The sequence below is a fragment of the Leeuwenhoekiella sp. MAR_2009_132 genome, from assembly GCF_000687915.1.
Taxonomy (GTDB): domain Bacteria; phylum Bacteroidota; class Bacteroidia; order Flavobacteriales; family Flavobacteriaceae; genus Leeuwenhoekiella.
The window spans coordinates 266016-281798 of sequence record NZ_JHZY01000002.1 but is presented as its reverse complement, the minus strand read 5'-3'; the positions used below and the strand labels follow the sequence as shown (position 1 = coordinate 281798).

Here is a 15783-nt window from a genome sequence, read left to right as displayed (position 1 = left end):
AAGCTTTAATCACGTTGATAAATGCGTACATAGTCAACCTGCATACTTGACTGAGTAAAGGCAGGATCTACGTCTCCGCCCAGATTTCCACCCATCGCGACGTTTAAGATCATAAAGAAATCTTTGTCAAACGGTTTTTGACTATCATTTTCAAATAAATGATATAACTCATCATCTACATAAAAACGAATTTGGGTTTCGGTCCATTCTGCTGCATATACGTGAAAGGTACCCGCAACATCGTTTACAATAGTACTTTGAGATATTCCGTTTGCTCCAGAATTTCCGGGAAAATGCAAGGTAGATAATACTTCATTTTGATTGCGCCCTACGTGTTCCATTATATCAATCTCCCCAGTTCCCGGCCAGGGATTGGTTTGATAATCTGCTCCCAACATCCAGATTGCGGGCCATGTACCTACTCCTTCAGGTAGCTTTGCGCGAACCTCAACACGACCAAATGTAAATTCTTGTAAACCTTCAGATTTTAAACGAGCAGAAGTAAACTCCTGTCCCATGAAGTTTTCGCGTTTGGCTGTAATATTTAAAACTCCATCAGCAACACTAACATTATCTGCGCGATCTGTATAATACTGAAGTTCATTATTTCCCCATCCTACCTGACCATTACCTATGTCATAAGTCCAGTTTAAAGGATTAGGAGCTCCATCAACATCAAATTCGTCTGACCACAATAGATTAGGAAATGTATCTGTTTCTGCAACAGGACCAGTGGCTCCACGTACGGGTTTTTGAGAGGTTAAGATAACATACCAGGCCAAACCCTGATCATTACCCTGTACTGCTCTTAAAACCATTCTGTTTTCGGTAAGAGACATAATCTCATATTCATTAGTACCTATATAGTAACCTACAAAACCATTATCCCCAAGTGTCATTACTGTACCGCGCTTACGCTCTGCAGCAACTACAGACTCAGACGGGGCCAATGTAACAGCATTTTCTCCGGTAGTATCAAACTCGTAACAACTGTCATCTGGGGATTGCCCACCTACAACACTGGCGTATGTTCTGTTAAAGAAAGATGCACCTTTATTATCGTACACGTAGGTTAAATTTTCACCATTAGATGTACTAAAGATAAACTCATCATCGTATGCACAGGATGCTGACGGAATATCTGCCAATGCAAAAGGTTCTGTAAATGAAAAGAATGCCCAGAAATAATTCTGATTAGGATCATTATTATTAGGACCTACACCCAGATGATTGGGAACATCTGCAGCCCAATACCAGGTTTTGGATCCCCCGCCGGTTAATAACTCAATAGCATCGGGATCTGAGAAATCACTTTCTACCGAAACTTCTACGAGTTTAGAACTACTCACACCTGCCTGACCGTAAGCCAAAACAGTAACCTGATAGCTATTTAAACCGGTTTTTGTAAAACGCTTGGTATAAACTCCAGCGGGAGCAACTACCGTAGAGCCGTCAGGAAAAGAGAATCTATACGTTACAGCATTATCTGCTGTAGCAGTAAAGGTTACATTGCCCGAGCCGTCTGTGGTTATATCTGTGGTTACCTCTAGGTTTTGAGGAACCAGAACCTGCTCTAATGTGGAATCATCATCCTGGCAGCTTAATACAGTAAATAGTACTAAGCAGTAGGATACGATTTGAATTATCTTTTTCATAATATCTTGCTATTTAAATTCTAGTTATGAAAGTATACGTTGTCAATATAAACCGTTGTTTCACCGGCTGGTCCTCCAGAAAAAATCAATTGTGCAATGTTAGATTGTGAGGTAAGCCCTGTAAAATCTACTAATGGAATATCTAACGTTACCCAGCTGTTGCGTATAAAATCACCATTATCAAAATTTAATACAATCTCGTGCTCACTGTCATCACCTCCCTGGTAGGTTCCATTAGCTCCAAAATCAACCAATTTAATTCTGATTTGAGTAGCATCTCCCGTCCAGACATCTGTACTAAAATGTGTCATTGCACTGGCATTAATTTGTGACACCGGTTCTGCTCCTACAAAATTTAATGCTGAATATTTTTTAACAGCATTTCCTGCAATGCTCACATCTTCTAAAGTCGCAGCAGACCAGTCTGTTCTCCAGGTAGCCATATTTACATCTGAATACACATCACTAAATAATGAGATCACATTTGCTGCGTCAAACGAAGGTGCCGGTGCAGCTGCTTGCGGGCTATCTGCTACTGAAGCACTCGCATTGTAGAAGTACAGGTTATCTATATAAAAAGTACCTCCATTATTAGGTTGTACATCAAACTTAAATTGGAATACGTTACTTAACGAAATTCCCTGATCTGTAAATGCTGAAAGTGGAATATCTATACTCGTCCATTCTCCGGCAGTAACTTCTAAGTTTACTGGACGTTCTCCTGAAGTATCAATGATAAAAAACGGAATACTTGCATAATCTGCAGACCATACATCAATATGTACAAATTCGTATCCTGAAGCATCATACTCACCTCCTAGGTCAATTCCCTGATAGTTTGCGTTAGCATATTTAATTGCAGCATTTTCACCTAGATCTACTTGCTCATAAGTTGTTGATTGTCCCCAATTAGGAAAGTAATTTACTGAAGCTGGATCTGTATATGAGTCGCTGAAAATTGAAAGTACATCTGCTGCTGCAGCTTCCGGAGCAGGCGCGGCCATCATAGGTTCTGTTGCTCCACCGGTTTGCTCAACATCATCAATATAGAATGTTCCTGCAGTAGTACCGGGACCATCAACAAAAATTACCATGGTTGCATACTGTCCTGTAGGTACAAAAGGTTCGCCAACACCCTGACTTCCGTCGATATAACTTTTAACAGCCTCAGTAGCAAAATCAAAAGTTAAAACTTCCCATCCAGAGCCGCTGTGTGTTTTTGTAATTTCAGTTTGACGTTCGCCATTAACACCACCTTCAAATTTTAATAAAACTGGTACTTCAACCGTAGACCAAAGTTTCATTGAAATTGTCTTATTAGCTGCGCTAAAATCTACTGGCTCACCCAGATTATACGCTCCACCTTCAAATTGTGCTCCAGAGTTTGTAATTGCTCCCACATTAGATTCTGTAGTATTTGCTCCAGACAGATCAGGATTTGTTACCACTTGAAAAGAAGCACCATTAAACATGCCAAACGCATAATTTACTGTTGGGTTATCAAAAGTGATAGGCAATACAACCGGATCAACAGCACCGGTAATACTAACCGTTTTTGTCAATTCTATCGTTTCTACACTTGCCCCTTTGGCCACTACCCGTACACTATATTCACCCGGTTCATTATAAGTAAATGTTGCAGATGCGTCTGCCATTACTGTAACCGGCTCTTCGTCATCACTAGCTCCAAAATACACATCAAACATAGTTGCATTAGCTGCTACAGGGGTTACTACAGCTGTTAAACCACTTACTGCGGTTTTAAAAGAAAGATTTTCTGGTGCTGTAAATGACACTCTAATGACTTGATTAAACTCACTAGTTAATCCTGTAGATCCCGTCGCTACAATACGTATTGAATACTCACCTTCTGTATAGGTAAAAGAGGTTGTTTCACCCGCATTAATGGTTTCTGGTTCTGTGCCCTCTACTCCGTAATAGATTGTAAAGGTTGATGCTCCCTCACCTACCGGTGTAATTGTCACTAAGCCAGTATCATCTTGCGTAATACCAAAATTTGCTGTCACGCCTGTAGGTGCAGAAATATCCTGAAATGCATAATTAGTAATAACATCATCTTCACAACCTGTAAAAACTGTAATAACCGCTAAAAATGCTACTATTAATCTTAAAATTTTCATCGTATTGTAGTGTATTAATTAGTGTATCCTTGATTTTGTTCCCAACGGTTTCCTGTAAGTTGAATTTCTATCGCCGGTATAGGGAAAACCTCATTCTTATTTGGCGTAAAACCGTCAATATTTTGAGCTGCTCTTCCAGTACGTACTAAGTCAAAAAAGCGGTGTCCTTCTCCTACCAGCTCAAGTCTTCTTTCTGCATAAATAAAATCTGTTAAAGTAGCTCCTGATGCCGTTATGTCGTGGTTAGTATCACCAAATGCTCTTCTACGCACACGGTTTAAATATTGTTGTGCTAAACCATCGTTAGGAGTGGTTTTACGATTATGTGCTTCTGCAGCCATAAGTAATACATCTGCAAAACGTATAGAACGGTAATTATTAGGATTAGTAAGGTTAGCGTCACCCAAGTTAGCATCACCTTTACGGGCGATGTACTTTCTATTATAAAAACCAGTATGCTCAAAGCCTTCATTAAATGTAGCGCCATTAGCTGCTGAAAACTCCTCAATATTTAATATGGCAATATCTCTACGCGAATCGCCGGGTTCAAAAGCATCATAAACTTCCTTTACAGGTACATTAAAACTAAACCCGCTGTCAAATAGAGGTCCGCTATAATTACGTATTCCATTAAAACCTACAGCCACATTACCTTCACTACACTGCAAACAGCCAAAACCAGCTCCTTCTTTATCTGTATACTGAACTTCAAAAACAGATTCTATACTATTTTCTCCTTCCTGCTCAAAAATGGTTGAATAATCATCTACCAAATCATAAGGGCCGGCAATTACAAGATCTAATGCACTCGCTGCTTCTGCGAATTTATCTTGATATAAATAGGCTTTACCTAAAAGTGCACGTGCCGCACCGCTAGTAATGCGACCTTGCTCTGCCTGAGTAGCCGGAAGCGTTTCTGCAGCAAAGATCAAATCTTGTTCAATTTGTGCATACACCTCAGCTTTAGGTGTGCGGTCTATAGTAAACTGATCTCCAAAAAGCAGACGCTGATCTACCGCCAGAGGCACGTCACCAAACCATTTTACCAATTCAAAATAATAGTATGCTCTTAAAAAACGTGCCTGGGCAATTACCTGATCTTTTCCGGCAAATTCTGTTTTATTTTGAAATTCTAAAATATAATTTGCGCGGTTTACCCCGGCAAACATCCATCCCCAGATATCTCGTAGTTGCTGATTTACCGGCGTGTGTGTCATATTATCTATTTGCTGAATACCCGGAGTATCTGTAGCGCTTTCGCCACCGGCTAATGTATTATCTGAAGCAATCTCACCTACCATTACATTTAAGTATGTCGCTTGTAATAAATCATAAGCTCCTACTAATGCATCCTGATAATCTTTTTCAGAATTAAAGAAATCTTCAGAATTTTCATTTATAGGGTCAACTTCAACAAAATCATCACCGCAAGCCACAAGTACAGCTGAAGCCAGCATCGCAATAAATCCTAATTGTATTTTTATTTTTTTCATCGCTCTTCTATTAAAATTTGAAGTTCATTCCTGCTGTGTACGTTCTGGGTACCGGGTAGAAACCTTGATCAATACCACCACCTATAGGTGCTCCAGACGATGCAGAAGGATCATACCCATTATATTCTGAAAGCGTAAATGCATTAGTTACTGCCAGGTAAAAACGTAATTTGCGTATACCTAACTGGTCTAAAACATCATTACCTAAACTGTATCCCAACTGTACATTTTGTAGTCTTAAATACGAGCCGTCTTCAACATAAAAATCTGAAAACAATAAGTTAGAGTTGGGCCCTATTGTAACTCGAGGATATGTATTTGTTGATCCTGGTCCCGTCCAGCGATTTAATACATAATTTGTTTTATTAGTAAGATTTTGATTACGATCATATGAGCGTACAATGTCATTACCTATAGAAGCAAAAGCATATGCCGTAAAATCAAAATTCTTATACTTAAAGCCTAGATTAAGACCCATCGTAACATCTGGTATAGGATCGCCTATGTTAACGCGGTCGTTACCGTCTATCAATCCGTCGCCATTCTGATCTACAAATCTTAAATCACCGAGTGTTGCATCTGTTTGTGTAGCGTGTGCATCTACTTCTGCCTGAGACTGAAAGATTCCGTTAGTTTGTAAACCGTAGAAATACCCGATTGGGAAACCAGCTTCCATACGTGCAGGCGCTTCCTGACCGAAACCGAAACTGCCTCCGGGAATAAAACCGCTTTCATTACCCACAGCAATTACTTCATTCTTAAGTGTCGTAAAATTGTAACTTAGATTGAAACTCGCATCATCACTTATATTCTCATCATAAGAGATTGAAAATTCAAAACCGCTATTTTCAACACTACCTGCATTTACAATAGGTGCTCCCGCGCCAGGTGCATATACACCCAGAATACCAGAAACTTGTGGAATTAGAAGTAAATCATCTGTTCTACGTTTGAAGTAATCTACTGTTAGATCAATTTTATTGTTGAACAAACGCGAATCAAAACCTACATCAAATGTTTTTTGGCGTTCCCATTTAATTTCGGGATTAGAAAGTTGGCCAGCAGCCACACCATTTACAAGCTCGTTGTCAAAAACATAAGTACCTTCAGCATTTAGCGTAGAGATATAACCAAAAGCCCCTATACGGTCATTACCTAATATCCCGTAACTCGCTCTCATCTTGAAGAAGTTTAAAACATCACTTGTGCCATAAAAAGGTTCGTCACTAATCACCCAACCAATAGATGCAGAAGGGAAATAACCGAATTTATTTTCAGGACCAAAGTTTGAAGAACCATCTCGACGCAATACAGCCGAAAGCAAATACCGCTCCTTATAATTATATTGAACACGGGTAAAATAGGATAGTAAACGCTGGTCAAATTCTGCTGGACCATTAATATCACGTGCATCGATAACTACTGCTGCTCCATCTAAGCCAGCTTCAGCAAAGGTGTTACCGGGAACATCACGCCCCGTAAAATTGTAAAATTCACCACTGGTTTTAAAGACAGACATACCTAACAACACTGTTAGATTATGATCGTCTGCAAATGTATTTTTATAGGTTAAAAAGTTATCAAATGTATAATCTCTAAAGAAACTATCATTTACAAAGTATTGATTAACACCTGTGTTATTAAATACTTTACCAAAACCGAAATTTAAATTTTCAGGTAAAAAACTACGACCACGCACTTCAGAATAATTAAACTGATAGCGTGATTCTGCTGTAAAATGATCCCAGAAATTATATGAAAGTCCAACTGTACCGGTAATTTTATCAACCTCATTCGTATTAAATGTATTTGCTATTTGTGCTAGAGGATTAATTACTTCAAAACCTAAATTATCTGCAATAGTAAAGTCTCCATTAGCATCGCGTACATTAAACGTAGGCGCCATATTTACCGCATTAAACAATACCGAACCCAATGCATTTTCAGAAAGTGTTTTTCGGTTAGAATTTGTATAGATTGCTGTTGTAGAAAGCTTTAAATTTTCTAAAATATCAAGATTATAACTTCCTCTTGCTGTAAGTCTATTAAAGTTTACAGCACCACCACCTACTATACCATCCTGATCTAAATACCCTGCACCTACTGAATATGTAGATTTCTCGCCGCCTCCATAAACCGTTGCATTTACATCAGATAATAAAGCTTGTCTAAACACTTCATTTTGCCAATTTGTTCCCTGCCCTAAAGAAGCAAGATTTGGAAAAGGTGGGGCCTGATTTCCTGCGACATAGGCTTCGTTAATAATTGCTCCATATTCAGTAGCATTTAAAACCGGAAGTTTGCGTGTAGTTTCCTGAAGACCTACATAAGAATCTACATCAACGCGTAAATTTGTGTTTTTACGACCACCTTTAGTTGTAATTAAAATAACACCGTTTGCGGCACGCACACCATAGATACCTGCCGTAGCATCTTTTAATACATTTATACTCTCTATATCGTTAGGGTTAATTACACTCAAATCTTCGATGACGGCACCATCAACAAGAATTAAAGGTCTGTTATCTCCATTAGTAGAAATACCACGAATTGATATCGTAGATGCGCTACCCGGAGAACCGGAGTTTGAACTTATGTTTACACCTGCAACTCTACCTTGCAAAGCTTGTTCTACACGCACGGGATTCTGATCTTCAATAGTCTCAGAACTTACAACACTAACTGCACCGGTAATTTCTTTCTTTTTTTGAGTACCGTAACCCACTACAACTACTTCGTCAAGTGTGCTGGCATCTTCATCTAGCGTAATAGACAAGTTTGTTGCATTTGTAACCGATACTTCTTTAGTTACAAAACCTAAATACGAAAACTGTAATAGGTTTCCTGATGTGACATCAATAGTAAACAGACCATCAAAATCTGTACTTGTACCTCTATTAGTACCTTTTACTAAAACATTGACACCGGGTAAGGGCATTCCTGTTGCATCAGTAACAGTACCAGAGACACGAACCTGAGTAGTTGTAGCCTGGCTAAAAATAGCAGTGCTTAAGAACCCAAATAAGATCAAGGATAAAAATGATTTCATATAAATTTAATTTGTAAATCAAATCTATATAAGAGTTTTGCAGATTTATTAAAAAAGACCTCAACAAAAAATATACAACAGAAAAAACCATCTATGGTAATGCGAAAATCTCAACGAAAACGTATGCGTAAAGCCACGTCAAGCCATTGTGTTAAAGTTTACAAGAAGTCAGTTTTAGCATTAAAACACACTACTACTATCGTTTTCGTATAGGTAATGTATAGGTAATTTTAAAAATTGTTGTAGTCGTTTAGATAGATAATATGTACTCTACAAGCCCCTCTTCGTGCTCTAAGTCCATTTTCTTACGCAAACGGTATCGTTTAATTTCAACACTGCGTACTGAAATATTTAATAGAGGTGCGATCTCTTTAGAAGATAAATTAAGTCTTAAATACGCACACAATTTTAAGTCGTTTGGAGTAAGCTTTGGATGCTTGCTCTTAATCTTTTTCAAGAAGTCTTTATCTGCATTATTAAAAGCCTGACTGAAAAATTCCCAATCTTTTTTAGGGTTTAAGTTTTTATCTATGATTTTGATAACAGATTTCATATCACCATCATCATTAGATGGCTTTAATTCTTTTTTAATTGCATTAAGCAATTCATTCTTTTTTACAATACTCATTGTAGAAGCAGCAAGTTCTCGATTTTTACTTTCTACATCCTGAATGAGTTTTTCGTTCTCGAGTTGCATAATTCTACGCTCATTTTCATAACGCGATAGTTCAATTTTACGTGCATTAATCTCAATAAGTCGTTGTTTTTGTTTTTTGTAGAATTTTCGGTTGAAAATATGAATCGTTATAAATATTATAAGCAGTAGTATAACATAGATTATGAGTAGGGTTATTGATAAGTACCAAGGGCGTTTAATATTAAACGTATACGAGGTAGCTTCAGTAGTAACCTGATCGCCTACCCGAGCACGCACTTCAAATGTATAAGAGCCTGAGGGTAAATTTTCAAACGAAACCTGAGAGGCACTGCTCCAATTACTCCATTCTTCATAAAGACCTAGAAGTCTATATTGAAATTTTACAGTTTTAAAAGTATCATAATTAGTTACACTATAATTAAACAGAAAATTATTATCCTTTGATTTAAATGTTGAATTATCATTTAAAGAAATATTTTTTAAATTCTGATCGACACTTCCATTCTGCACAGATCGCAGACGTATTTCATATTCATATTCTAGATCTTTATCTAAATCTAAAATGGTATATCCCGATGAATTTCCTAAAAGGTATTTGTTGTTTTCCAGAAAAGTTATGTTCTCAAAACCTGCTACATCACGTCTTTTTTCCGCAGAAAAAGAAATATGAGTTACTTTAGGTGCTAAAGCAAAACTACCGGGTTCAAAATAAAAAATATCCTCTGTATTAAAACCCCAAAGTCTTTTGTTCGCCTCATCATACGTAAGTTTCCCGCTGGTATAATTTCCATTTTTGAGCATTCCACGGCTTAAGACAGAATCTCTGATAAATTCCTGATTCTCTTCGGTTAATTTGTAAATTCCATTATCTGAAGCATAGATAAGCGCATCACCGTAAGTTACAATACCCGATTTCTCGCCTTTCTCTAAATTCTCAACAAGTTCTTGTTTGATTATTTGCTGGTAATTCTTATCAAATTCTAATTTAAAGACTCCTTTGTACTCGTGACTTACATATAATGTATACGTATCTGCTAAACCAAAATATCTGCTAGAAATATTGAAACCTTCTACTTTGTTGCGTACACTCCAATCATCACCTTTTTTTTCTAATACATACAGCCCATTGTAATTGCCTTGCAAGGCCAGCTTTTTTTCTTCGTTAAGCCACTGTATTTGCCAAGTCCCTTGTACTGAAGAGATGCGTTCAACCCGATTATCAATAACTAAAAAAGTACCTTCGTGATGACCACAAAATAGATCGTCACCTAATTTCTTTAAAAACCATACCTGCCCCTTGGTATTAGGAACGAGCTTAAAAGCGGTTTCCGGTTTGTATAAATCTCTGTAAAACAAACCTTGATTTGTGCCCAGATATAGTGTTGAATCGTTTACAACTGCACTATATACAGCTCCAAGTTCTCCACTATTATCTTTGTACACCCGATACGGTGAATTACTATTTATTAAAGCAATACCACGATCAAGACCTAACCATACATTTGCATTGCGGTCTTCATTAATACTCAAAACCGTATTATTTATTAAACCAGCATTTTGATTAATTTGATATAAAATAGTCCCATTTTCACTTAAATGATAAACACCATTAGAAATGGTACCTACAATGAGCGTTTTATCCTTAAGCTGTTTACTACTATATATGGTCTTATCTAAAAGTTCTTGATCTGCGGAAGTATTCCAGGTAGAAATCTCGTCGCCTACTAATTTATAAAAACCCGAATGCTGAGTCACAGCTACACTATAATTAGCTACTTTAAAAAGATTTACAAGCAGCTTATCTTTAAAAACAGAGGAATCTGAAACTAAGGTTTTCTTTCCATTTAAAATACAAAATAAACCCTCTCCGGTACTTTGAAAATAAATCTTTCCGTCAAGCAATAAGGATTTGCTAATAGTAGCTTCATTAGTTATAACTTCAAAAGCCTTGGTTTTTGTATTATAGCTGTAGATTCGATTTAACGATTGAAATATTACCCATTGGTCTAGTGGTATTATATTCCAGAATTGCTCATCTTCTAAAATGGGTATTTTTAAAGAATCGCTGAGTGAATTGTAAACAAGTTTTCCTGTATGGTCTTCTTCCCAAAAACCAAACTGCATATAACTCCCTGTATAAACACGCTTACCTACAGTTGCTACAGATCGTATGATTGTATTGTTAGGTGAAGGATATAAACGCCATTTTGCACCGTCGAATTGCAATAGACCGCTATTATTTGCTGAATAAACATAACCAGAATCGTCCTGAGCTAAAGCCCAATTTTGATTTTCGGCATTGTAGTAATCTGGTGAAAAATTAAGTACAGGAGGAAGTTCCTGAGCATTTAAAAAATTAAAAGTCAGAACAATTACAATACAGATATATAAATTAAGAAATCTCAATGAAGCATAGATTTTAAAGCAATATACTCAATTACCCTAAAATCTATGAAATTAGCTGTTGCTCTTAAAACCTGTAATTATATTTTAATCCTAAACCAAGATTCTCTTTACTCAGATTACTATAATCTACAGCAAAAAGACCTGTAAAAGAACCAAATTGAGTAGGATACTCCAGTTCTAGGAATGAATATATTGCCTGCTCTTTTTTAGGATAAGGATTTACATAAGTACCTAGATTTTTTACATAAGTACCTTTTGCTTTATAGTTAAAAGCTCCTACAGAACCCGTCATTCCCAGATGATGCACAAAGCTACGATCGTTTTTGAAACGTTGTCCAAATTCACCCGGAAGTATAAAAGGCAATCCTATAATACGGTTTTGATACTGCCAGCCGGTATTGTAAATACCGTTCCAAAAATAACTATCTCCACCACTAAATGTACCACCGTTACTAGAATTACCAAATCTACCACTTTGAGAAACGGTCTGCACATATTCATAAATTACAGCATCAATAAAATTAGAATTTTTAGGCTCCAAATATGCTCCCCAGACCCCATCAGGAAAATTGCTCAATTCGATTCCTGAAGTATCTTCAAAAAGAGACTGGTGATACAGGCGTAAATAATAATTTTCACGAGTTAAATCATAAGCTAACTCATAAGAACCTAAGCCATTACCCAGAGAGTTTACCTGTTCTCCGTCAAATGAAGAAGCATTACTAGAACCCTGCCCAAAAAACACATCGATATAATCTCTAAAACCACTAGGCTGTTTCCCAAATCGTGGATTAATAGAAGTTCCACCATACTGCACATAATGTTTCATACTCCCAGACAAACGATCTCCCGGAGAAAAAACTAAGGCTAATTCTAAACTCTTATGATGTACCATCGCATTTTGCACGACACGATCCTCTTCCAAAAAGTAATGTCCAAAAGTTGCCTTAGCTTCAAACCACTTAAATATTTTTACAGGCTCTTTCATTTCTATATATAAACCGGGCAGCGCTCGTGCATTATTGCTCCATATAATGTCACCACCTACGCTTGATATTCCTTTTAATTTTTCATCTCTGTGTTTTAAACCTGCGCTTGCTTCTATTATCTTCCACCTGTAAGTCGCATATAATTGATCAATTTTAGCACCGTTATATATACCATCGTTATACATTAACCCTCCACCTATTTCTAAACTATTTGACTCATTAAATTGATTAGCGTATTTTAATTCTGCTAATGCCATAAAGTTTGTTTCGGCATCCAATCGCCCTTTTTGATTGGCATAAAACCAAAATGGCTGCGTATCACCGCTAGAAATCATTCCTCGTGTCTCTATAGATGTAACGATACTATCCTGAGCATTAAGAAATAATGAACCAAGAAATATATGTAAAATCAGTATTTTTTTCATCATAAGTATTTTAACTCTAAAGCTCTGTTAAGTGTAGGCTTTAACTCAATCTATTGTTTACTTTTGCCAAAAATAAAGAAGCATGTTCTCTATATTTAATTCTAAAAAATTTTTAGCCTCTAAGCTGGGCGAATTTACAGATATTCATAATCATATACTACCCGGAATTGACGATGGAGCGAAAACACCGGAAGATTCTTTACAGCTTTTAACTCATTTTAAAGAATTAGGCATTACAGACCTTATCTGTACTCCCCATACCATAAGCGATTACTACCCTAATAATCCTCAAACAATTTTAGATGCTAAGCATACGCTAGAAGCTTTTTTAGTTGAAAAAAATCAAAATGATTTTAAAATAAGAGCTTCTTCAGAATATATGATGGACTCTTCTTTTGCAGATCTAATTGATGCAAAAAATATTCTTCCTTTAAAAGATAATTATGTTCTTGTAGAAATGTCTTATCTGCAACCACCTATTAATCTTAGAGAAATACTTTTTAAGTTGGGCAATGCAGGTTTTATCCCGGTTTTAGCACATCCCGAGCGTTATGCGTTTTATCACAAAACTATGGATGTTTACACTGAATTAGGTGCTATTTGTAAATTTCAGCTTAATGCTTTGTCTATTAGTGGGTATTACGGCCCGGGAATTGAAAAAGTAGCGCTTCAACTTTTAAATGATGGTAAATACGAATTTTTAGGAACAGACACCCATCATATGCGACATATTGAGGGTTTGAAAAAGGTAAAGTTTGCGGGCAAATATGAACTTGCGTTAGATCGCATTATTTCAAATACTATAGCTACTTTTAGCAGCTAAAACGAAGTAAGCGCAACTAATTTAATTTCTGCATTTTCTACTGAATAAATTTGTGCAGCTGCAAGACAGTCTAGCAGCATCTTAAAGTCAAATTGAAAATCTGTACTGCTTTCAATTGCTGCTACAGGTGAATTATCTATAAAGTTCCTCGATTCTGTTGAAGACCAAAGCTCTTCTTCTAACTTTTCTATTTTAGGAAGTTTAGTAAATACAATGGGGTAACTTTTAGCATCAACAGCAAATGCATGAAGTACTTCTGTGGCAATTTGCGTAATGGCTTTTTTTTCAGTTTTCTTCGGAATGAATAGTCCCTCAAGTTCTTTATTAGCGAGTAAATATTCACATATTTCAAGCACGCGTGTCAATGAAATAAAATCACGCACAAGATTTTTATCTTTTATCTCAATAGGTAAGTTTTGTTCTATACGCTTTTTGAAGACCGGCACTACTGATCCCGCTGACCCATATACGTTACAAAGTCTTAATGCAATCAACTTAGTATTTACACAATCTTTTAGCCTGAACTTTAAATAATCTTCAACTACTTTTTTTGTTCTCCCCATCGTATTTATAGGATTCACCGCTTTATCTGTTGAAATCACCACTACTTGATTAACCTTGTGTTTTATACTATAATCAATAAGTAATTGTGCTCCTAAAATATTTGTGGTAATAGCAGCACAGGTATTTTCCTGCATTAAAGAAACGTGTTTATAGGCTGCAGCGTGAAAAACAGATGTAATTTTAAAATTTGCAAAAAGATGATTTAAAAAATCTGCATTGCAAACACTTTCTACAAAATAAGAAACCGTGACTTCAGAAAACTTAACAGTTAATTCTTCAAGCAAACTATGCAAACCGGTTTCTGAAATATCAACTAAAATCAGTCGTTTAGGCTTTTTAAAAGCAAACCCTAAAACGAGTTCACGACCTATACTTCCGGCAGCTCCGGTAATAAGTAATGTTTCGTTAGTTAATAAGGAGATATCATTCATATCTAATTGAAAAAATAATCAAGCAAAGCATCTTTAATTCTATTTAGATCAAATGCTGTCAAACCAGAACCTGAAGGTAGACAAAGTCCAGATTTCCATAAGTTTTCTGCCACATCTTCGCCATAGTATTCCTGATTTTCATAAATACCCTGTAAATGTAGCGGTTTCCATAGAAAACGAGACTCAATTTCGTGTTGCTCCAGAAACTTGCGTAAACCTTGCGAAGACTTATTCTTTAATAGTTGAGAATTTAACTGAATACAACTTAACCAATAATTTGAATAGTAAGAATCATCAGGTACTTCTAACAACTCAACACCGGGAATTTGCGCAAAGACTTCCTTATAAAAAAAATGAGTGTTACGCTTTGCCTCAATATGTGAATTAAGTGCTTTTAACTGACTTATTCCTAAAGCTGCATTTAGTCCCGGCATGGTGTAATTAAATCCCACAGCGTCGTGCTCAAAACCTGCCTGACTTATTTTTGACTGACTAGCCAAACGACGTGCACGTTGCGCATCATCTTCAGACTTACAAATTAATGCACCGCCACCTCCTGTGGTAATAATTTTATTCCCGTTAAAAGATAGAACACCATAATCTCCAAAAAGTGCGCAAGACTTATTTTTATACGTGCTTCCTAATGCTTCTGCAGCATCCTCAATTAAGGGTATTTTATACTGTCTTGCGATTTTAACAATTTCCTCTATTTTACAAGGTATTCCGTAAGAATGCACCACAATAAGTGCAGCCGGTAATTTGCCTTTTTCTAAACAGCTTTCTAGTGCAGTTTTGAGATCGTTAGGTGATAAGTTAAAAGTGTCCTGCTCACTATCTACAAAAACTGGTCGTGCTCCTAAATATTGAATGGGGTTAGCACTTGCAACGTAACTCATCGTTTGACATAAGACTAAATCATCACGTTTAACACCTGCTAACGTCAAAGCAAGATGCAGCGCAGCAGTACCAGAGTTTAACGCTATTATACTACGGCTTGTATTTAAAGTCGCTTTTAATTTTGTTTCAAACTCAGCTACAAACGGTCCACCAGAAGTTACCCAATTTGCCCTTAATGCTTCAGTTATTGAAGCAGCATCCTGCTCACTAATTTTTGGTAAGGAAAGTGCTATTTTTTTGGGTTTAGGCATA

9 protein-coding genes are annotated in these 15783 nt (G+C 36.6%); 1 reads left to right on the top strand and 8 read right to left on the bottom strand.

Annotation, left to right across the window (positions count from 1 at the left end; genetic code table 11):
* Window positions 1–5 precede the first annotated feature (5 nt).
* The 6 genes from P164_RS01210 to P164_RS01185 form a co-directional block, all read right to left on the bottom strand.
* Window positions 6–1655, bottom strand: a complete 1650-nt coding sequence (locus P164_RS01210) for a family 16 glycosylhydrolase (RefSeq protein WP_028374664.1) — start codon at window positions 1653–1655, stop codon at window positions 6–8.
* A 20-nt stretch (window positions 1656–1675) separates the two neighbouring features.
* Window positions 1676–3796, bottom strand: coding sequence for a hypothetical protein (locus P164_RS01205; protein WP_028374663.1), 2121 nt, complete (start codon window positions 3794–3796; stop codon window positions 1676–1678).
* Window positions 3797–3810: 14 nt separating this feature from the next.
* A complete protein-coding gene (locus P164_RS01200; protein WP_028374662.1) occupies window positions 3811–5289 on the bottom strand; it encodes a RagB/SusD family nutrient uptake outer membrane protein in 1479 nt (492 codons plus the stop codon).
* 10 nt (window positions 5290–5299) lie between these two features.
* Window positions 5300–8338: a SusC/RagA family TonB-linked outer membrane protein gene (locus P164_RS01195; RefSeq protein WP_028374661.1), complete on the bottom strand. Its 3039-nt coding sequence runs from the start codon at window positions 8336–8338 to the stop codon at window positions 5300–5302.
* Between the two features lie 250 nt (window positions 8339–8588).
* The gene (locus tag P164_RS01190) at window positions 8589–11402 is read right to left on the bottom strand and encodes a triple tyrosine motif-containing protein (protein ID WP_051621112.1); all 2814 of its coding nucleotides are present in this window, start codon (window positions 11400–11402) and stop codon (window positions 8589–8591) included.
* A gap of 64 nt (window positions 11403–11466) precedes the next feature.
* A complete protein-coding gene (locus P164_RS01185; protein WP_081817293.1) occupies window positions 11467–12819 on the bottom strand; it encodes a capsule assembly Wzi family protein in 1353 nt (450 codons plus the stop codon).
* 79 nt (window positions 12820–12898) lie between these two features.
* Here P164_RS01185 and P164_RS01180 point away from each other — a divergent pair, with 79 nt between their 5' ends.
* Window positions 12899–13639, top strand: a complete 741-nt coding sequence (locus tag P164_RS01180) for a tyrosine-protein phosphatase (RefSeq protein ID WP_028374658.1) — start codon at window positions 12899–12901, stop codon at window positions 13637–13639.
* Here the strand turns inward: P164_RS01180 and P164_RS01175 are convergent.
* Together P164_RS01175 and P164_RS01170 are read right to left on the bottom strand one after the other, a co-directional pair.
* Window positions 13636–14634 (bottom strand): polysaccharide biosynthesis protein, encoded by a 999-nt coding sequence (locus P164_RS01175; RefSeq protein ID WP_028374657.1) that lies wholly within the window; start codon window positions 14632–14634, stop codon window positions 13636–13638. The genes P164_RS01180 and P164_RS01175 overlap by 4 nt on opposite strands.
* Before the next feature lie 2 nt (window positions 14635–14636).
* Entirely contained in the window at window positions 14637–15782 is a 1146-nt protein-coding gene (locus P164_RS01170; protein ID WP_035899277.1) for an aminotransferase class I/II-fold pyridoxal phosphate-dependent enzyme, read from the bottom strand.
* Between the last annotated feature and the right edge of the window lies 1 nt (window position 15783).